A 19136-nucleotide genomic window follows, 5' to 3' on the forward strand; every position below is an offset into this window, starting at 1 on the left:
CATGGCCGACCGTCGTCCAGACGCGCCCGATATTCTCGCCAAGATCGCCGCGCACGAGCGGAGACGTTTGGCGGACGCTCGTGTTCGGGTCCCGGTGGCGGAGTTGCAGGCGGCGCCGGGCTACTCGACCGAGCGCCGGGGGTTCGCGAAGGCCCTCGCGGCCAAGCGTCCCGCGGTCATCTCCGAGTGCAAGCGGCGCTCCCCGTCCAAGGGCGTGTTGCGGGATCCGTATGATCCGGCCCCGATTGCCCGGGCCTACGTGGCCGCAGGTGCGGCAGCGATCTCGGTCCTGACGAACGAAGAGTTCTTCGGCGGCACGCTGGATGATCTGCGCGCGGTCCGCGAGGCCGTGGAGATCCCGGTTTTGCGCAAGGACTTCACGATCGACCCCTACCAGCTTCACGAAGCGCGTGCGGCGGGTGCGGACGCGGTGCTTCTCATCGCAGCGATCCTACCCCCCGACGTGCTTCTTGCGCTCTACACCGCCGGCCGCGAGTTGGGGCTTGATGTCCTGGTCGAGGTGCACGACGAGCAGGAACTCGAAGGGGCGTTGCGCTGTGACGCCGCCGTTCTGGGCGTGAACAACCGCGATCTGCGTACCTTTGAGACCGATCTTGCTACGACCGAGCGGCTCGTAGACCGCGTCCCCGCGGGCCGGTTACTGGTGGCGGAGAGCGGCATCCGCGACGGAGCCGACCTCGCGCGACTCCAGGGCTCGGGTGTCCAGGCATTCCTCGTCGGTGAGGCGTTCATGACCGCGGAAGACCCAGGCGCCGCCTTGGGCGAGATGCTTCGCGGTGCGACCACGTGAGCGTGCGCGTGAAGATCTGCGGCGTCACGCGACCCGCAGATGCCGAGGCAGCGGTCTCGCTTGGCGCCGACATGGTCGGGCTGAACTTCTACGAGAAGAGCAAGAGATACCTGGAGCGAAGTGCAGCGGTGGAAGTCGCGCGCGCGATACCCGATCCGGTCTGGCGTGTTGGGGTGTTCGTGAACGCCTCTCGGGACGAGATCGAAGAGTTGCGCGTCGCGGTCGGGTTGACGGCGATTCAGTTGCACGGTGACGAGCCGCCCGAGATGGCGGAGAACTGGCCGTGCCCGGTCATCCGCACCGTTTGGCTGCGCGGTCCGACCGATGTCGATCGAGTTCTCGAGACACCGGCCACCGATTTCCTTCTCTGCGAAGGGCCGGCGGGTGGTGGTTACGGTGGCTCGGGCGAAACCTTCGACTGGAGCTGGGGGGAGGGCCTGCCGGCAGAGCGATTGTTCGTCGCGGGAGGCCTCGAGCCGACCAATGTAGCCGGAGCGATCCGGGCGCTACGGCCGTTCGCCGTCGATGCAGCGAGCGGCGTCGAGTCGTCGCCTGGAATCAAGGACATCACGAAAATGCGGGAGCTGATTCACAATGCCAAAGCTGCCTGATCGGGGAGGACACTTCGGGGAGTTCGGAGGGCGTTGGGTCAGCGAGACCCTGATGCCCGCCCTGCTCGAGCTCGAAGAGTCCTACGCCAAGATCCGACGAGACCCGGAGTTCAAGAAGGAGCTACGTGAGCTTCTTACGGAGTACGTTGGGCGCCCGACGCCGCTCACGCACGCCAAGCGTCTCTCCGACGAGCTCGGTGGCGCGCAGATCTATCTGAAGCGCGAAGATCTCTGTCACACCGGCGCGCACAAGATCAACAACACCATCGGCCAGGTGTTGATTGCGAGGCGGATGGGCAAGACCCGGATCATAGCCGAGACCGGTGCGGGGCAGCACGGGGTCGCGGCGGCTACCGCAGCGGCGTACTTCGGCCTCCCATGCGAAGTCTTCATGGGAGTCGAAGACGTGAAACGGCAGTCGCTGAACGTGTTCCGTATGAAACTGCTGGGTGCGTCGGTGCGTGAGGTGACCAGCGGGAGTCGCACGCTCAAGGATGCGATGAACGAGGCGCTTCGCGATTGGATCACCAACGTCGAGGATACGTATTACATGATCGGTTCGGCCGCGGGGCCGCACCCGTACCCGATGCTCGTTCGTGAATTGCAGAGCGTCATCGGCCAGGAGGCACGCAAGCAGATCCTCGCCAAGACGGAACGGCTGCCGGACGTTCTGATCGCCTGTGTCGGCGGCGGATCGAACGCGATCGGTCTGTTCTACCCGTTCCTCGCCGACACCGGCGTTCGCGCCATCGGCGTGGAAGCGGCGGGCCTCGGAGTCGACTCCGGCCGGCACGCGGCGACACTCACCGCAGGGAAGCCCGGCGTCTTGCACGGCGCGCGGTCCTACCTCTTGCAGGATGAGCTCGGCCAGGTGCAGGAAGCCCACTCGGTCTCGGCGGGGCTCGATTACCCCGGCGTCGGGCCCGAGCACTCCTACCTTCGTGAGCACGGTCTCGCGACGTACGTTACGGCAACCGACGATGAAGCGCTCGACGCTCTGGAGAAGGTCGCGCGGACCGAGGGCATCATTGCTGCCCTGGAGACCGCACATGCGCTGGCCCACACGATTCGCCTGGCGCCGACTCTGGGACGCGACAAGACGATCGTCGTGAGTCTCTCCGGCCGTGGTGACAAGGACATGGGGACTATCTCGGACTTGCGTGGTGAGAAGATCTCGGAGCCGGCCTCGTGAGTACTCGTACGAACCGACGGCTCGCCGCGACCTTCCAGAAACTGAAGAAGCGCGACGAAGCGGCCTTCATTCCGTTCCTCATGGCTGGCGACGGGGGCCTCGACACCACGGATCGGCTCCTCGATGCGGTCGTCGAGTCGGGCGCCGATGTGATCGAGCTCGGCGTGCCCTTCTCGGATCCGATGGCGGACGGTCCGGCGCTCCAGCGAGCGGCGGAACGCGCCTTGGCCGCCGGTACGACCCTGCCCGGCATTCTCGACCTCGTCGTTCGATTCCGCCGGCGCTCAGACGTTCCGATCGTCTTGTTCGGGTACGCGAACCCCTTCCTGTCCTTTGGGCCGCAGCAACTCGCGAAGGCGGCCGCGACCGCGGGGGTGGACGGTCTCCTCTGCGTGGACATGCCTCCCGACGAAGCGGATGTGCTGAGGCTTCCCTTGCGCGAGCAGAGCGTCGACATGATCTTCCTGCTTGCGCCGACGAGCACCCCGGCGCGGATCCAGCGCGTCCTTCGTGGGGCAGCGGGCTTCGTATACTTCGTTTCGGTCGCAGGGGTCACCGGCGTCAAAGCCGCTAACACCGAGGCGATCGCCGGGCTGGTCGGAGAGATCCGCGGTCAGGCGAAGCTGCCGGTCGGCGTCGGATTCGGCATCACGAAGCCGGAGCAGGCGCGCGACGTTGCCGCGATTGCCGACGCCGTCGTCGTCGGGACCGAGCTCACGCGCTTGGTAGAGGGAGCGGCCAACACGGCCGAGGCGGTCGAAAAGGTGGGTGCCCTCACGCGTGAGATGAAACAGGCGACACGCCGAGCCCGGTGACGTACTCCGAGACCATCGAGTATCTCTATGGCCTCGAGGCGTCTCGTGGTTGGGATCTGAAGCTCGAACGCGTGCGCGCAGCGCTTGATGCGTTGGGTCGTCCGCAGAGCGCATTCCCGTCGCTGTTGATCGCAGGAACGAACGGGAAGGGGACGACCGCTGCCTTGGTCCATAGTGCTCTGGTGGCAGCTGGGCACCGCGTGGGTGTGTACACCTCACCGCATCTGGTCCGCTTTACCGAGCGGATCCGGGTGGGCCACACTGAAATCGATGAGGACGCCGTCGTGCTCGGCGTTGCGAAGATCCGCGCGTGCGCTTCGCCCGAGACCACGGGGCTGACGTTCTTTGAGATGGCGACCCTTCTTGCCTTTCTGACGTTCGCCGAGGCGGCCGTCGACGTCGCCGTGCTGGAGGTCGGGCTCGGTGGGCGCCTCGACGCGACCAACGTCGTGGAGCCGGTCGGTTCCGCCATTACGAGCATCGGGTTGGATCACCAGAACTACCTCGGCAGCACCCTCGGACAGATTGCACTGGAGAAGGCGGGCGTGATGCGCCCGGGCCGGCCGACCGTGCTTGGTGCGGGCCTGCCTGAGGAGGCGGCCGAGGCTCTTGCCGCGCGCGCCGCAGAGGTTGGCGTCGAACTCGTCTGCGCGTCGACGTACGTCGATGCCGTGCCGCCGGTCGGGATCGAAGGACGGCGCCTCCGGGACGACGGCGCGGTGGCGCTCGCCCTTCTCGATCTGCTGCAGGCGGCGCATCCGGACCTGGCGGTTGGCTCCGACGACCGGTGCCGCGGGTTCCGGGACGTTCGGTGGCCTGGCCGGCTCGAGGTGCTGCCGGGTGATCCACGCTTGATTCTCGACGGCGCGCACAACGCTGAGAGCATGCGCTCGCTCTGTGCCGAATTGCCTCGTTTGGCGGGCGGAGAGGCCCGTCTCGTGTTCGGCGCTCTTGCCGACAAGCCGTGGAAGGAGCTGGCAGAGATGCTCCGGCCGCACGTGCGGGAAGTCGCGGTGGTGCCCGTGCAACAGCCGCGGGGAGTCCCGCCCGAGCACCTCGCAGCCGCCTTCGCACCACATCACCCGACCCGCGTCGATTCGGCGCCCAGTGTGGCGATCGAGCGTTTCGCCCGAGAAGATGCCACGGTGCCGATCGTGGCGACGGGATCACTCTTTCTGGTCGGGGAAGTTTATGCCGGACTTCTCGTGAAGTCCGGACGCAGGAGCGTATACGATCCGATCGTGACGGAGGCGCGCGCGTGATCGTTCGTCACACAGCGCGACTGCTCTGCGCCCTCCTGGTTCTGTCGGCTCTGGTTCGCGCAGCGACAGCGCAGCCCACGGTTCAGATGGGTCGTGGGCTCGGGTCCGAGGAAGTTACGATCGACGCCGACAGCATCACGTACGACCAGGACGGTTCTCAGCTCCGGGCGGAAGGTGATGTCGTCATCAGCAGCGGCTGGAGCGTGCTCGCCGCAGACCGCATTTCGGTTCGTCGCGCGACGGGCGAGGCCGAGGCGGTCGGCGACGTGCTTCTCGAGGACCCCGAGGCGCGCGTTCGGGCAGAGCGCGCTTGGGTCGAGCTCGACGACGAGACCGGTTATCTCGTGAACGGCGAAGTTCATCTCCGCCGGTCGCGCTTCCTGATGTCCGGCGAGCGGCTCGAGAAGGGTCTGGGACAGAGCTACCGCATCTGGAACGGCGAGCTCACGACCTGTTTGTGCGACGAAGGCGCGCCGGACTGGAGCATCGAGGGCGATCAGCTCGAGCTCGGCCTCGGCGGTTGGGGCGAGGTTCGCGGTGGCACGTTCAAGGTGAAGGACATCCCGATCCTTTACCTTCCGTACGGGTTGTTTCCGGTGCGCCGCGAGCGGCAGAGCGGCTTCCTCTTCCCGCGCTTCGGGATTTCCAGCAGCCGCGGCTTCCAGTACGTGCAGCCCTTCTATTGGGCGATCGACAAGAGCAGTGACGCGACGATTTCGCTCGACGTCGAGACCAAGGCGCGAATCGGTCTCCTGGCTGACTACCGTTACGTCATGTCGCCGACCGCGGGTGGCTTCCTCAGCGCGACCTACTTCAGTGAATTCAATCCGGAGCAGGAGGAGCGGGACGCCGTCGACATCGACGACATTCAGGACCCGTCCATTCCGAAGAACCGCTGGAGCATCATCGGCCATCATCAGCAGAGCGGGCCCCTCGGCAGTCGGATCTACGCGCGGCCCTTCTACGTGAGCGACAACTTGTTCCTGCGGGACATGAACACGTTGTCGTACATCCCCGCGACGAATCTCTTCCTCACCACGATCCGCTACACGACATCGGACGTCGGCCTGGTGAAGGTGGGGCCGTGGGGTGAGTTCAAGGCAGACGCGAAATGGTTCCAGGCTCTGCGCACCAAACAGAGCCGACAGCCGCAGCCGGTGCCTAACCTCACGTTGCGTCTGCGTGAGCGATTCTTCCAGCTCGTGACCGGGCGGTTGAACACTCAGGGCATCTACTACTACCGGGCGCCCCTTTCGTCCGGGCCCCGCCTCGACATCGCGCCCGAGGTGAGTGTGCCGTACCGCCTTGGGCAGTACGGGTTCGGGTCCGCCCGTCTGCAGTTGCGAGAGACGCTCTATTACCTCGTGAACAACAAGCTCCCCGTCGGCTTCGAGCAAGAGGACGGGACGCTCCGGACACGAGAAGTCGAGCGGTTCCAACATCGGGAGACCCTTCGGGCGCAGGTGAACTTCCGGTCTGAGGTGTCGCGCGTCTTCAGTTTCGAAGACAGCAAGATGCGGAAGCTGAAGCACACGATCGAGCCGTACGTCAGCTACCTCTACGTCCCGTTCACGAATCAGGAAGATCTGCCGGTCTACGACTTCGTCGACCGCATCAACGCGCGAAACCTCATCACGTACGGATTCCTGAGTCGCTTCGTCGGCAAGTTCGGTGGCATGAAGCAGGAGTTCGCTCCTCCCGAGGAGGAGGGCGCGATCCCGTACGCCGAATCGCTGATAGGAGATGATCCGTACGCCCAAGTGATGCCGCAGATGCTCGCGGGTGGTCGCGCGGGGCAGGTCCGGGAACTCGGCCGAATCTCAGTTCAGCAGAGCTACGCGATCTCTAACTCCACGACAGTGTCGGTCGACGATCCCAGGGTTCGGTCGAACTTCTCGGGCGTCGATTTGTTCGGGCGGATCACGCCGGTCGGCTGGGGCGGCATAACGAGCCAGGCGGTGTACTCCGTTCTCGACAACAAGTTCGTGTTCGCGAACGTCGGAGCGAACATCTTCGATCCCCGACCGATCGAGGGTGAAGGGGATCTCTTCCAGCCGCAGCTCCGGCCGGTGAACTCCGCGTCGGTTTTCTATCAGTTCAACACGAACGGCGCGGTCGAGAACCTCAACTTCGCCACGACGCTGCGACTCACCAATCACCTCGCCGTCTCGTATCTCGGTCGCTTCGATGGAGATTCGGGCCAGTTCCTCGAGAACTGGGCAGGGTTTCGAATCATCTCCGGGTGTGACTGTTGGGTGCTCGACGCGGCGCTCGTCGACCGTGCGAACCCCGATGAGATCGAGTTCCGGTTCCGGTTCTCACTCATCGGCCTCGGGACGTTCGGGCAGTCGCCGTTCGCCGAGTTCAACAACGCGTTCCCGACTCCGACCTCGGAAGGCCCGGACTTCGGAGCCAGCTATTGAGCGATGCGACGGCACCGGTGCTCTCGGTCGTGATCCCGGCCTATCGCGCCGCGGGGACGATTGGAGACTGCCTCGCGTCGCTGTGCGTACAGTGGGAGCCGCCGCCCTTTGAAGTGGTGGTCGTGGACAGCTCTCCAGACGATGCGACCGAGCGGATCGCCCGCCCGTTTACGCGAGAGGTAGGGGGGCGTCTCGATCTGCGCGTGATCCGCCGCGAGACGCAGACGCATCCCGGGACGGCGCGTAATCTCGGCGTCGACAGCGCCCGAGCTTCGAGGCTGCTGTTTCTCGATGCCGATTGTGTGGCGTTTCCCGACTTACTGGCGCGCGCCGTCGTGGCGCTGGACGCGGGGGCGGCCGCCGTCGGCTCGGCGATCTTCCTACCGGAGCACGTGGCCGCGTCGGCGCGGATCCGCCATCTTCTCGAGTTCAAGGAATCCCTCCCCGGAGTGCCTGAACGCGCGACGTGGCAGATCCCATCCGCCTGCGTGGCCTTCGATCGCGCGGTCTTTGAGCGCTACGGCGGATTCCCGGATGCGCGGGCGTCCGAGGATTGGCTCCTGAACTGGACGCTCTGGCAGGCCGGCGAGACGATGATCTTCGATCCGCGGATGCGTATCCGCCACCGGACGCCGGCGGGATGGGTGGCTCTGCTGCGCTACGCACGTCTGCTCGGGTTCGCCTCGGGGCGGGCCCGTCTTCGAGGCGGGCTGCCCGGTCAGTGGGTCGTCGAGCGGCCGTGGCTGGCTGCGGCGCTGCCGTTTGGCCGAACGGCCCGCGCCCTGTGGTGGTGCGCTCGCTACGCACCTTCCCAGTTCCTGTTCCTGCTGCTTGCGTGGCCGGCGTATTTCGCCGTCGCGGTGGTCTGGGCGCGAGCCTTTGCCGAGGGTGTCCAGCCGAGTCCGAAGGAGGCATCCTCGTATGAAGCGACATGAGTTCTCAGGAGACCTTGCCTGAACTCCTGCGGCAACGTACCAATGGAAGACTGATGTCACGCCAGGTGCCGAAACCCTGGGGCCACGAGTTGATCTGGGCAGAAACCGATCGCTACGTGGGAAAAATCCTGCACGTGAAGGAAGGGCAGGCGCTCTCCCTGCAGTACCACGAGCAAAAGGACGAGACGATTTATATCTTGTCCGGGAAGCTTCGCTTCGAGTACGGCCCACTCGACGATTCTCCCCTGAAGGAAGTGATCCTCGAACCGGGGGACACGTTCCACATCACGCCGCACCTCAGGCACCGCATGATCGGAGCTTCCGACTGCGACGTGCTCGAGGTTTCCACGCCGGAACTTGAAGACGTCGTCCGCTTGGACGACCGATACGGTCGGGCGGGGACCTGAAGAAGAAGGAGGAGCGATCATGGCCGAGCGCGTTGCGCTGATCACCGGGATTACCGGGCAGGATGGCTCCTATCTGGCCGAGTTCCTTCTGGAGAAGGGGTACAAGGTCGCGGGTACGGTTCGGCGGTCGAGTACCGAGAACTTCTCGCGCATCGAGCACATCCGCGATCGCATCCAGCTCGAGCAGGCCGACCTCCTCGATCAGTACTCGCTGCTCGACGCCCTGAAGCGGGTCGAGCCGGACGAAGTGTACAACCTCGCTGCGATGTCGTTCGTGCCGACGTCGTGGTCGCAGCCCGTTCTCACGACGGAGTTCGACGCGGTAGGCGTCACCCGGATCCTCGAGGCGATCCGCCTCGCCAATCCGAAGATCAAGTTCTACCAGGCATCGTCCAGCGAGATGTTCGGGAAGGTGCGCGAGGTTCCCCAGAAGGAGTCGACGCCATTCCATCCCAGGAGCCCCTACGGTGTGGCCAAGGTGTACGGCCACTACATCACGGTCAACTATCGCGAGAGCTACGACTTGTTCGCGTGCTCCGGGATCCTGTTCAATCACGAGTCGCCCCGGCGCGGCCTCGAGTTCGTCACTCGCAAGGTGACCGACGGCGTTGCGCGGGTGAAGCTCGGACTCGCGTCGGAACTGAAGTTGGGCAATCTGGACGCTCGCCGAGACTGGGGGTTTGCGGGCGACTACGTGAAGGCCATGTGGCTGATGCTCCAACAGGACGCCCCCGATGACTACGTCATCGCCACGGGTGAGCAGCACACGGTCGAAGAGTTGGTCGACGTTGCGTTCGCCCACGTCGGTCTCAATTGGAAGGAATTCGTGAAGCAGGACCCCGCGTTCTACCGTCCTGCCGAGGTTGAGACGCTCCTCGGAGATTCGACACGCGCCCGTACGGAGTTGGGCTGGGAGCCCGAGTGCTCTTTCCATCAGCTCGTCGAGATGATGGTCGACTCCGACATGGCGGCGCTCTCGGCAAAGCTCTAGGTTCTTTCAGCTCATGCGTGTTCTGATCCTCGGCGTCACCGGGTTCGCCGGCGGTTACCTAGCCAAAGAGCTGGTACGTGGTGGCGACGAGGTCTGGGGCGCGGCCCGGGCCCGCCCCGATGGCAGATTCTCGAAGGTCGTCGAGGCAGGGGGCAACGGGTTTCCGATGCTGTCCTGCGACATCACCGACGCCGCATCCGTGTCGACGGCGCTCCAGCAGAGCCGTCCCGATGCCGTCGCGATGCTGGCGGGGCTCGCCTTTGCGCCGGTTTCCTTCCTGGACCCTGCGGCGGCCTATCGCGTCCACGCGGTCGGTGCGGTCAACGTGATGGAGGAGGTCGTGCGTCTCGATCCCGGGATTCGCGTTCTGCTCGTGACGTCGAGTGAGGTGTACGGAGCCGTTGAGGCGGATCAGCTTCCGGTGACCGAGGAGACCCCGTTACGCCCGAATTCGCTGTACGCCGCGAGCAAGGCTGCTGCGGATCTGGCCGGTCGGGCATTCGCGCTCTCCAAGGGGGCAAACGTCGTCCGGGTTCGGCCCTTCAATCACACCGGGCCCGGCCAGAAGCCGGACTTCGTCTGCCCCGATTTCGCCTCGCAGATCGCGGCGATCGCACAAGGTAGGAAGGATCCGGTCATGGAAGTCGGGAATCTCGCGCCGAGGCGGGATTTCACCGATGTTCGCGACATCGTGCGGGGTTATGCGGCCGCCCTGGAGAAGGGGCGAGCTGGTGAGGCGTACAACTTGTGCCAGGGCCGGGCGATCGGAATCGGCGAGATATTGAGTGACCTCTGCGGTCTTGCGGGCGTGGACCCCGAGATCCGGACGGCCGACCACCGCAAGCGAGCCGCTGAGGTGAACGCCCACTGGGGGAGTGCCGAAAAGGCCCGATCCGAGCTGGGTTGGCAGCCGGAAGTGCCTTGGTCCAAGACCCTCAAGGATCTTCTCGCGGCATCGATGGCTGAATCTTCCTCCCGTCCGGGCGTCTGATCCGCGAGGAGGGGGGGCTCGTCCTCGGGGCAAGAAGTGCCGAGAAATGGCGGCATCTGCGCCTCCGTGCTACTTAGAAGAGGGGTCTGTCGCTGGTGGAACCGCAACTGAAGTCGCTCGAAGAGATCCTGGTCGAGCGCGGGCGCGTCAGCCCCGAAGACCTGAGGAAGGTTCGCCGCCTCCAGGCGGAGCGGGGTGAGCGGATTGAACGGCTCCTCCTCGACCTTGGTTTCGTCTCCGAAGACGACCTCCTCCCGGTCTACAGCGAGCATCTCGGCGTCCCTCTCGTCGCGCGCAAGGACCTGCCGAACGATGCGATCGAGGTGCCCGGCCTTAACGTGAAGTTCCTGCGTCACGCCAAGATCCTCCCGGTCGCGATGGCCGATGGCACGCTCACCGTCGCGATGGCGGACCCCGGCGACCGCGATGCCTTGCACGGGTTGTCCGTGGTGACCGGCTGCATAGTGAACGCGCTCCTCGCCAAAGAGAAGGACGTCACCGAGGCCCTCGAGGTCTGCTACGGCGACCACGGCGCGGGCGAGAACGCCGAAGACGGTGATGGCCTGGTCGAGTTCCTCTCCGAAGACGAAGAAGACGTCGACCACCTCCGCGACCTTGCGAGTGAGGCGCCGGTCATCCGCTTCGTGAACGTTCTGATCAACCGCGCCGTCGAGTCGCGCGCGTCGGACATTCACATCGAGCCGTTCGAGAACGAGCTGAAGGTCCGGTACCGCATCGACGGCGTTCTACAAGATGTGGATGCGCCGCAGCGTCGCCTTCAAGCGGCCATCGTCTCGCGCATCAAGATCATGGCGAAGCTCAACATTGCGGAGCGACGCCTGCCGCAGGATGGTCGCATCAAGCTCCGCATGATGGGCAAGGAGATCGACCTTCGCGTTTCCACGTTGCCGACGTTGTACGGCGAGAGCGTCGTGCTTCGTATTCTCGACCGCGGCTCGATCGTGCTCGATCTACAGAAGCTCGGCTTCCCGCCCGACACCCGCAAGGAGTGGGAAGACCTGATCGTCAAGCCGTACGGCTTGGTTCTCGTCACCGGGCCGACCGGCAGCGGTAAGACGACCACGCTCTATGGTTCCCTCAACCAGGTGAACTCGCCGGACAAGAAGATCGTGACGATCGAGGATCCGGTCGAATACCAGCTCGATGGCGTCAATCAGATCCACGTGAAGCCGCAGATCGGGCTCACCTTCGCGAACGGCCTGCGCTCGATCGTCCGTCAGGATCCCGACGTCATCATGATCGGTGAGATTCGCGACGCCGAGACTGCCGAAATCGCGGTCCAGGCGGCACTCACGGGCCACCTCGTTTTCTCGACCCTGCATACGAATGACGCCGCCGGTGCGATCGCGCGCCTGCTCGAGATGGGCGTCGAGGACTACCTTCTCGCATCGTCACTCCTCGGTGTGCTCGCTCAGCGCCTCGTTCGCAACATCTGCCCCGAATGTCGGCGCGAGGTCCAAGGGATCGTCGCTGCGCCGACGGTCGGTCGGGCCCTTGCGGGCTCCGGGACTGTCCCCGATGCGATTGCCACGGGGAAGCAGTACCAGGGCGACGGCTGCGAGAGCTGCAGCAGCACGGGCTTCCGCGGCCGAAGTGGCATCTACGAGTTGCTTCTGGTCGACGACCCCGTCCGGAACCTGATCTTGAAGCGCGCCTCCGCCGATGCCGTGCGCGAGCAGGCGATCGAAAGCGGCATGCGCATTCTGCGAGACGATGGCTGGCTGAAGGTCTCGGAGGGAACGACGACCGTCTCCGAGATCATCCGGGTCACGCGCGACTGAGATGGCCGAGCCGCGACGAACGCAAGACGGCGAACCAGGCCTGGTTCGCACCCGGACCGATGCGGATCAAGCCGATGTTCCGGATCTGACGCTGGTCTTCCCGCTACACAACGAGCGATCGAGCCTTGCCCTGTTGGTCGAGGAGTGTCGCGCGGTCCTAGACGATCCCGCTCTCGATTGGTCGGCGCTCGGCCTCGAGGCGGGAACGGATTCGCCCACCTGGGAGCTCATCTTTGTCGATGACGGTTCGAGCGATGGCTCGTTCGAACTCCTGCGAGGCTTGTCGGTGGACAACCCCGAGATTCGTGCGTATCGTTTGCGGCGGAATCTGGGAAAGGCGGCGGCGCTGTCCGTGGGCTTCTCACACGCCCGTGGGGAAGTCGTAGTCACTCTCGACGCGGATCTGCAGGACGATCCACGCGAGATTCCGCGGATGCTGAAGGTTCTGGCGCTGGGCTACGACCTGGTGAGCGGCTGGAAGCGTAAGCGCCATGATTCGCAGGCACGGGTCGTTGCCTCGAAGATGTTCAACATGGCCGTCCGCTCGGTGTCCGGCATCGAGCTTCACGATCTGAACTGCGGCTTCAAGGCCTATCGAAACTGGGTCGTGCGGGACGTGCGGATCTACGGCGAGCTTCATCGCTTCATCCCGGTGATCGCGGCCTGGAAGGGCTACGCGGTCGGCGAGATCGAAGTACAGCACCGGCCGCGCCGCTTCGGACGATCACGCTACGGCTGGGGGCGCGCGTTTCGCGGCATGATGGACCTCGTCACCGTCATGTTCTTGACGCGTTTCGATGCGCGCCCGGCGCACTTCTTCAGCCTGCCGGGTGCCTTCCTCATGGCGATCGGCTTTTCGGTGATCGGCTACGTGACGATGCTCCGGCTGGTCTACGGGCACATCCTGCAGCGGCATCCGTTGCTGATCTTTGGCGTTCTGGTATCGCTCGCCGGTCTTCAGCTCTTCACGAGCGGTCTTCTCGGCGAGATGCTCGCGGCGCACTTCCAGCGCGACGACGACCCCTCGATCATCCACGAACGGATCGAGTGAGTTCGAGCAGCTGGTCGGCGCGGCGCTCCCACGTGTGATCGGCGAGAAAGCTGCGCACGAGATCTCGCGGAAACGGCTCGCGGGCGACTCGCTGCACTGCCTCGGCGAACCCGTCGGCGTCGTCCGCAATCGTGACCCCGGGGACCCCTTCGAGATCGGGTAGGCGCGTCGAGACGACTGGCCGTTCCATTGCGAGGTACTCGAAGACTTTGAGTGGGCTGACGGCTGCGCTGAGCCGGCTGGGAGCGAACGGCACGATCGCAACGTCGGCGGAACGAAGAAGCCCGGGGACCACATGCCTTTCCCGTGGCCCGTGCGTGCGGATGTTCGCCGCGCGCGGCATCGTCTGGTCGCCTTGTGGACCGATGAGATGGATGGTGGCCGCCGGGCATCGCTTCGCGAGGTGTTCGATGAGATCGAGATCGACCCACTCGCCCCACAGCGCCCCGACGTACGCGACCGTCGGATCGCCCCTCTCGAGTTTTTCGGACGAGACCTCGCTGCGACCGAAACGGCCGAGATCGATCGCGTTCGGCAGCAGCGCGACGTCGCGGCCGCTGCGCGCCGAGAGCTCGTCTCGCAGAAGCTTCGCGCTGGCGACCAGGTGGTCGGCTTCTCGGAGCACGCGCTCTTCGACAGCGCGGTCGTACCACCCGGTTCCGAGAGAACCGTCCCAGACGTCGATGGCATCGTAGATCAGCGGGCCGTCCCCAGCGCCGCTGCGCGCGAGTTCGTACAGGCGAGGGTGGGGTGCTTCGAGCAGAACGACGTCGGCCGGGGCTGCTTGGCGGAATGCGGGCGGGGAGTCGATGTGGTGAGCGTCCACACCGCTGATCTGCGGCTGTGATCGCCGTGGCCAGGGGAAGACGGGCAGAGCCCAAAGCCATTCGATCTCGAAGCCTCGCCGGTGGAGTTCGGCGGCGATCTGCGCAGGCCGGCTTCCGCCACCGGTGTCTTCCGGCGGAACCAGTGAGAGAACACGTGCGCGGCCCGTGCGGTCGGATGCCCTCGCGGTGAACGGAGTCTCGCGCAATCGCCGTTCGGGGAGCAGCCGAAAGAGCATCTGCTCTCGAAGCCATCGTTTGACGGGCGCGTTCGCCTCGCCGGCGTGGAGCCACTGGTCTACGACGGCGTCGATGCCGGGTTGGCTGTACCACGCGCTCTTGAGGCGGTGAGACAACCGTTTGGTGGTGGCGGGCCGCTTCATCACGGGCGGCCGGACCGACCGACATCAGGCCGCGCGAACAGGCGTGCATCCGAGTCGGGCAGGGGGACGTCGGCCCAGTGCTGAGAGAGATCTTCTAGGAACGCCTCCGAGTTGGTCAGCAACTCGGGGAACGGAACGTACACGTAGTCGGCGCTCGCGAGCGCGCGCGACACCTGCAGCGGGCTCGCGGCCACACTCTTCTCCATGATGGTTTCGTTCACGGCGCCCGCGAGCGAGAAGGTCTGTCCGCGTCGATCGCAGTAGTACAGGACGGTGCCGCCTCGATCCGCCAGGACGAGCATGTCCGCCGCCGGGTTCGTCGCGGCGCGCACCTGGGCGCAGTCCGCGAGGAGGCTTCCGTATTGCGCCGGAGGGCGGGACGCCGCGCGCGCTTCGAGCAGCGCGCCGGTGATGAGCAGCGCGATCAGAGTCGCGGTGGTTGCACGCACCGCCGGCCTGCGTTCGGCGCTCCAGGTGAAGACCTGCTCGAGGCCGCGCGCGATGAGGAGGGCGGCGGTCGGGACCAGTGCGAGTTGGTAGTACTCGGTGCCGCGCGAGAGGTCGTCGAACATCCGGGGTGCGAAGACGAGGCATTGCAGCACGACACCACCACCCCACAGCATCAGAGCACGTTCCACCGTCCGGAATCGCCGCCCGCGCAGCGTGCCGAGGACCGCGAGGAGGGCACCTATCGGGGTGAAGACCATCATCAGCGCCTGCCGTCCGATCTCGAGGTAGAGGCCGGGGTGAAGGAGAAGGCCCGGTGCGATCCACCCCTCGGCCACAGTCGCTCCGGGAACCGGATGCACGCGGTGGATCTGCGCGGCATGCAGGTACCACAGCCCGGCGAGGCCGAGGGCCGCGAGCGCCGTGCCGATCAGGGCCGCACTTTGGCCGGTCGATGGCTTCGGCGCCGCGTCGGTCGTTCCGGGGGCCAGGGTGAGGAGGGCCGCCGCGGGCCCGAGCCAGAAGGCCGAGTGGGGCTTCATCAAGAAGGCTGCCGTCACTAGCAGGCCGACCAGGCCGGTCACGCCGATCCCGGGCCGTCGTCGCCAGGCCGCGACCGCCGCCAGGGCAGCGAGAGACATGGCCACGGCCGGAGCATCGTTCATCGCGGCCCGGGAGTACACGATGCCCATGGGGGACAGTACGAACCACAGTCCAGCCCACAGGGCACCCCGGGGCCCCAAGGGGCGGCGGAGCAGCGCCGCGACGATGGGCAATGCGAGCAACCAGGCTGCGATCCCGATCAGGCGGAGATAGCGCTCGTCCACCTCGCCGGCCGCGGAGTAGGCGGCCGCTGCGAGGATCGGGACGACCGGGAACTCTTTCACGAAGTAGCCCGGCTTTCCAACGTCATCCACCCGGGGGCGGGTCCAGGTGGCTCGGCCGCGATGGAGGTTCCGGGCCACCATGGCGATGTGGGTCTGTTTGCCGGCCGCGCCCTCGAGAAGCGGCTCGGCGAGCCCCGGTAAGCGCACGAAGGCCCCGGCGAGGATCAATAGGGTCATCCATAGGGACCACTGGAGAGCGGCATTTACTCGAGCGCGGGCCACGGGTGAGATCTCTGGATATCGGCAAACCCTAAAGAATGCGACGGCGGTGGCCGAGGGAAGATTCAGGTCGGTCGGCGTTGTAAGGCGGACTGGAGTGAAAGATTTCTGTGCCGCGCGGCGTCTATCCTGGGCCCGGGAGGATGTTCGCCTCTCCGGCTTGGAATTGTTCGTGAAAAAAAGCCAGGAAATCTGGGCCAGACGCCCCCTCGACTCCGTTGCAATGACGTGGGGTGGCGGCTATTCTGTCCAGGATTACTGTCGTTTCGGGAGGAGATGTTGTTTTGGCCTCTTCCGCTGACGCGAGTACCGAGAGAAAAATGACGGAGGCTGTCCCGACCAATCGTAAGCCGCTCCTCTTTGGAGCACTCCTGGCCGTGGCCGGATTGTCGGCGGCACTGGTGCTCGGCTGGTCGCAGGCGATCTGGCCTCTAAATCAAGCGTCTTCAAAAGCGCTTTCTCGGCGAGTCCAGCAGTTTTGGGACCTGAAGACCGCTGGTGACGTGCTAGGTGCGTACTCCTACATGTCCGAGGCCTACCGACGCAGGGTGGCCCCGGCTGGTTTAGGGCGTGAAGGCCAGGGTTTGGTCATTCACACGGGCGCTAAAGTGCAGGAAATCGAGATCGAAGGGCAAACGGCAACCGTTCTCCTCGCTCTCAAACATCGGTTCAACAAGCGTCATTTCGCGGACATGGAGACGATCTCGCCCGTCGAGGAGCGTTGGGTGTTCGAGAATGGGGCGTGGTATCGGTGGCCATTTGGCATCAGGGGTTGAATAGAAGGGTAGTTTCGTTGTAACGGCACGGCGGGGGAGTAAGCGACTTGAGGGGCGTGGCATATTGTTGTCCCTGCAGGTACGGCAGTAGCGGGTCTCCCGCGCCATAAACGTAGGACCTAGGGAAGCCGCCGGGAGTGGGATTCGGGACCATCGGCGGAAGCGGTTGATCCGAGACTTTAGTGATAAGAGCTTTCCTGAGAGGAGGAAGGTTATGAAAGAGGAGGTAGTAATGAAGCTTAGGGGACCAACGTGGGCGTTGGTGGGGTTGGCCGCGGCTGGGTTCGTTGCCCTGTCGGCGTCGGCCTCGCTCGCGGTCAACAATATCTATGAGAGCGACTCGGGCCTGTCCGAGGGACTAAATGCGACTTATGCACCGTCGGGTCCGAACCTGAACCCGAATGGCATCGGTCAGTTCCTGCTCGGCTCGTACTACGATGTCCGTGTGGTGGATGGCGACTCGCAGATCAACAACATCCAGATCATCAACACCAACACGAACAACAGCACGCTTCCGGGCGGCGCATGTGACGACGACGACCGGATCGACGGCGTGAACGGTGGCGGTAGTTGCTACGACCCCGACGGCGGCATTCTTGCGAAGGTTCGCTTCCGCGAGTCGAAGACCTCCAAGGAGGTCCTGGACTTCGTCATCGCTCTTTCGTGTGGTGAGGTCTGGGCCGGTCGCCTTGCGCTGAACGGCACGACGGGCCTTCCCGAGATCTCCTCGTCGTTCCCGATCGTCACCAGCTTCAGCGGTGTCTCGGTCACGACGTCCCCGGCTTTCCGCGACAGCGCGCAGGGCTTCGCGCCGACCGGTATCCCGACGGGCCTCACGGCGGAGGACATCCAGCGTGGACACTTCGAAGTGGTCGCGATGGAGAGCCTCCCGTGTGAGCCGGACAGCGGCAAGCTGAGCCTGGACGGCAACGTCTGGACGCGCCCGCGGGGCACGCCTTCGAACGCCATTGGCGGCGAGGTCTTCCTTGTTCGCGCTGGCGCCGGCGTTTCTCACGCCTACAACCTGGAGGCGCTCTCGAACTTCGCGCCTTGGAACGAAGGCCCCGTCACTCCGGTGAACCTTTTCGCTGGCGACGCGCCGAAATTCTCGGACTGCACGGCTCTCGATCAGACTAGCGTTTCCCTCACCGGCGACCAGTGTGTCGCGGGTGCGAACATGGCGCTTTCGAAGAGCCGTTTGATTGCTCAGTACGATGTGGAAGACACCACGGCCGGCCGCACCTTGGTCGTCGTGACCTTCCCGACCAAGTACGAGAACTGCAACGCGACCAACGGCACGTGGACCGGCCCTCTGCCGGCCAACGGCCCGTTCGAGTGTGGAGCGACCGAAGAGGTCACGTGCACGATCTACGATCGCCTCGAGAACTTCTTCGAGGAAGAGGAAGGCTTCATCTCTCCGAGCCCGGAGGCTGGACGCTGCACTCTGAATCGTGAGGTCAACGTGATCCAGCTCGCGCAGTCCGCGGCGGATGCGGACGGCCGCGCCGACCAGGTCTTCGCGACCGGCAGCTTGCCGGCCGGCGACTCGGGCTGGTTGGACCTCGATCTCGCTCGCAACCTGAGCGGCACCGTGATTCACAAGCAGGTCATCGGTGACGGCGAGAACAACGTCCTGGGCATCTACATGGGCGGTTACCACGGTATGCCGACCGTGGGTCTGGTCATCCAGGAGTTCTTCAACGGGAGCGTCGGCGGCGTTTACGGCAACACCGTACCGCCTCTGTACGAGCAGACTCTGCTCCGTCCCGGCGAGAGCTGATTCACTTCAGCTAAGAACCGGTAAAGGGGGAGGCTCGCTCACGCGGGCCTCCCCTTTTTCTTGCCCAATGAACGAGGCCCCCACCAACGTCCCTTCACCAGCGTCGTCCGTCGCGATCGAGGCGATCGGCCTGGAGAAGGCCTATGGGGCGGGCCTTGCTGCGCTGCTCTCGCCCAAAGCGGTACGCGCTCAGGATCCGGCCCTCGCCGGAATCACGTTCTCCTTGCCGGTAGGGGCGGCTCTAGCGGTGCTTGGTCGTAATGGCGCCGGTAAGAGTACCTTGCTGCGCTTGCTCGCAGGCACGGCCCTGCCGACACGCGGGTCGCTGCGGATTTGCGGGCGCGTGGGCCTGTTGCTGGATCTGGGCTCGGGCCTGGTTGATGAGATGACCGGCGCGGAGACTGTTCGGGCGTCGCTCCGATTACTCGGCCTCGGAGGTCGCGACCTCGCGACGGCCGAACAGTTCGTGGCCGGCTTTGCCGACCTGGGCTCGTTTCTGCTGGAGACCGTGAGAGTCTATTCCCAGGGG

General features: G+C 65.1%; 17 protein-coding genes. 15 read left to right on the forward strand and 2 right to left on the reverse strand.

Features of this window, described 5'->3' with window-relative positions; translation table 11 throughout:
* Position 1 precedes the first annotated feature (1 nt).
* The 12 genes from trpC to P8R42_11325 all read left to right on the forward strand — a co-directional run bounded on the left by trpC (position 2) and on the right by P8R42_11325 (position 13291).
* On the forward strand, positions 2-811 hold the full coding sequence (trpC, locus tag P8R42_11270) for an indole-3-glycerol phosphate synthase TrpC (protein ID MDG2305211.1): 810 nt from the start codon (positions 2-4) through the stop codon (positions 809-811).
* Positions 808-1422 (forward strand): phosphoribosylanthranilate isomerase, encoded by a 615-nt coding sequence (locus P8R42_11275; protein MDG2305212.1) that lies wholly within the window; start codon positions 808-810, stop codon positions 1420-1422. The genes trpC and P8R42_11275 overlap by 4 nt, the downstream gene beginning before the upstream one ends.
* Complete coding sequence (gene trpB / locus P8R42_11280) at positions 1406-2614, forward strand: tryptophan synthase subunit beta (GenBank protein MDG2305213.1); 1209 nt, start codon at positions 1406-1408, stop codon at positions 2612-2614. Before P8R42_11275 ends, trpB begins: the two co-directional genes overlap by 17 nt.
* Complete coding sequence (gene trpA, locus P8R42_11285; protein MDG2305214.1) at positions 2611-3429, forward strand: tryptophan synthase subunit alpha; 819 nt, start codon at positions 2611-2613, stop codon at positions 3427-3429. Before trpB ends, trpA begins: the two co-directional genes overlap by 4 nt.
* Complete coding sequence (locus P8R42_11290; GenBank protein ID MDG2305215.1) at positions 3426-4691, forward strand: bifunctional folylpolyglutamate synthase/dihydrofolate synthase; 1266 nt, start codon at positions 3426-3428, stop codon at positions 4689-4691. The genes trpA and P8R42_11290 overlap by 4 nt, the downstream gene beginning before the upstream one ends.
* Positions 4688-7114: an LPS assembly protein LptD gene (lptD, locus tag P8R42_11295; GenBank protein MDG2305216.1), complete on the forward strand. Its 2427-nt coding sequence runs from the start codon at positions 4688-4690 to the stop codon at positions 7112-7114. The genes P8R42_11290 and lptD overlap by 4 nt, the downstream gene beginning before the upstream one ends.
* A complete protein-coding gene (locus tag P8R42_11300) occupies positions 7111-8049 on the forward strand; it encodes a glycosyltransferase family 2 protein (protein ID MDG2305217.1) in 939 nt (312 codons plus the stop codon). Before lptD ends, P8R42_11300 begins: the two co-directional genes overlap by 4 nt.
* Positions 8046-8456: a cupin domain-containing protein gene (locus P8R42_11305; protein ID MDG2305218.1), complete on the forward strand. Its 411-nt coding sequence runs from the start codon at positions 8046-8048 to the stop codon at positions 8454-8456. The genes P8R42_11300 and P8R42_11305 overlap by 4 nt, the downstream gene beginning before the upstream one ends.
* A 19-nt stretch (positions 8457-8475) precedes the next feature.
* Positions 8476-9447, forward strand: coding sequence for a GDP-mannose 4,6-dehydratase (gmd, locus tag P8R42_11310; GenBank protein ID MDG2305219.1), 972 nt, complete (start codon positions 8476-8478; stop codon positions 9445-9447).
* A 13-nt stretch (positions 9448-9460) separates the two neighbouring features.
* Complete coding sequence (locus P8R42_11315; protein ID MDG2305220.1) at positions 9461-10438, forward strand: GDP-mannose 4,6-dehydratase; 978 nt, start codon at positions 9461-9463, stop codon at positions 10436-10438.
* A 95-nt stretch (positions 10439-10533) separates the two neighbouring features.
* On the forward strand, positions 10534-12240 hold the full coding sequence (gene gspE, locus P8R42_11320) for a type II secretion system ATPase GspE (protein ID MDG2305221.1): 1707 nt from the start codon (positions 10534-10536) through the stop codon (positions 12238-12240).
* Between the two features lies 1 nt (position 12241).
* Positions 12242-13291 (forward strand): glycosyltransferase family 2 protein, encoded by a 1050-nt coding sequence (locus tag P8R42_11325; protein MDG2305222.1) that lies wholly within the window; start codon positions 12242-12244, stop codon positions 13289-13291.
* On the opposite strand, the gene P8R42_11330 is transcribed toward P8R42_11325, so the two are convergent.
* The gene (locus P8R42_11330) at positions 13269-14498 is read right to left on the reverse strand and encodes a glycosyltransferase (protein MDG2305223.1); all 1230 of its coding nucleotides are present in this window, start codon (positions 14496-14498) and stop codon (positions 13269-13271) included. The two genes, P8R42_11325 and P8R42_11330, sit on opposite strands and share 23 nt — an antisense overlap.
* The gene (locus P8R42_11335) at positions 14498-16009 is read right to left on the reverse strand and encodes a glycosyltransferase family 39 protein (protein MDG2305224.1); all 1512 of its coding nucleotides are present in this window, start codon (positions 16007-16009) and stop codon (positions 14498-14500) included. Before P8R42_11335 ends, P8R42_11330 begins: the two co-directional genes overlap by 1 nt.
* A gap of 362 nt (positions 16010-16371) precedes the next feature.
* On the opposite strand from P8R42_11335, the gene P8R42_11340 reads away from it, so the two are divergent.
* The 3 genes from P8R42_11340 to P8R42_11350 all read left to right on the forward strand — a co-directional run.
* Entirely contained in the window at positions 16372-16827 is a 456-nt protein-coding gene (locus P8R42_11340) for a hypothetical protein (GenBank protein ID MDG2305225.1), read from the forward strand.
* A gap of 232 nt (positions 16828-17059) precedes the next feature.
* Positions 17060-18607: a hypothetical protein gene (locus tag P8R42_11345; GenBank protein MDG2305226.1), complete on the forward strand. Its 1548-nt coding sequence runs from the start codon at positions 17060-17062 to the stop codon at positions 18605-18607.
* A gap of 67 nt (positions 18608-18674) precedes the next feature.
* Positions 18675-19136: ATP-binding cassette domain-containing protein (locus P8R42_11350; GenBank protein ID MDG2305227.1), on the forward strand; the 462-nt coding region annotated here is incomplete at its 3' end.

Source organism: Candidatus Binatia bacterium (assembly GCA_029243485.1).
GTDB lineage: Bacteria > Desulfobacterota > Binatia > UBA12015 > UBA12015 > VGTG01.

Excerpts from the sequence above, each read along its gene's own strand:
- P8R42_11340 (MDG2305225.1), top strand. The coding sequence starts at position 16,372 with ATGACGGAGGCTGTCCCGACCAATCGTAAGCCGCTCCTCTTTGGAGCA.
- gmd (MDG2305219.1), top strand. The coding sequence starts at position 8,476 with ATGGCCGAGCGCGTTGCGCTGATCACCGGGATTACCGGGCAGGATGGC.
- P8R42_11325 (MDG2305222.1), top strand. The coding sequence starts at position 12,242 with ATGGCCGAGCCGCGACGAACGCAAGACGGCGAACCAGGCCTGGTTCGC.
- P8R42_11345 (MDG2305226.1), top strand. The coding sequence starts at position 17,060 with ATGAAGCTTAGGGGACCAACGTGGGCGTTGGTGGGGTTGGCCGCGGCT.
- P8R42_11330 (MDG2305223.1), bottom strand. The coding sequence starts at position 14,498 with ATGAAGCGGCCCGCCACCACCAAACGGTTGTCTCACCGCCTCAAGAGC.
- trpC (MDG2305211.1), top strand. The coding sequence starts at position 2 with ATGGCCGACCGTCGTCCAGACGCGCCCGATATTCTCGCCAAGATCGCC.
- P8R42_11335 (MDG2305224.1), bottom strand. The coding sequence starts at position 16,009 with ATGACCCTATTGATCCTCGCCGGGGCCTTCGTGCGCTTACCGGGGCTC.
- P8R42_11315 (MDG2305220.1), top strand. The coding sequence starts at position 9,461 with ATGCGTGTTCTGATCCTCGGCGTCACCGGGTTCGCCGGCGGTTACCTA.
- trpB (MDG2305213.1), top strand. The coding sequence starts at position 1,406 with ATGCCAAAGCTGCCTGATCGGGGAGGACACTTCGGGGAGTTCGGAGGG.
- P8R42_11305 (MDG2305218.1), top strand. The coding sequence starts at position 8,046 with ATGAGTTCTCAGGAGACCTTGCCTGAACTCCTGCGGCAACGTACCAAT.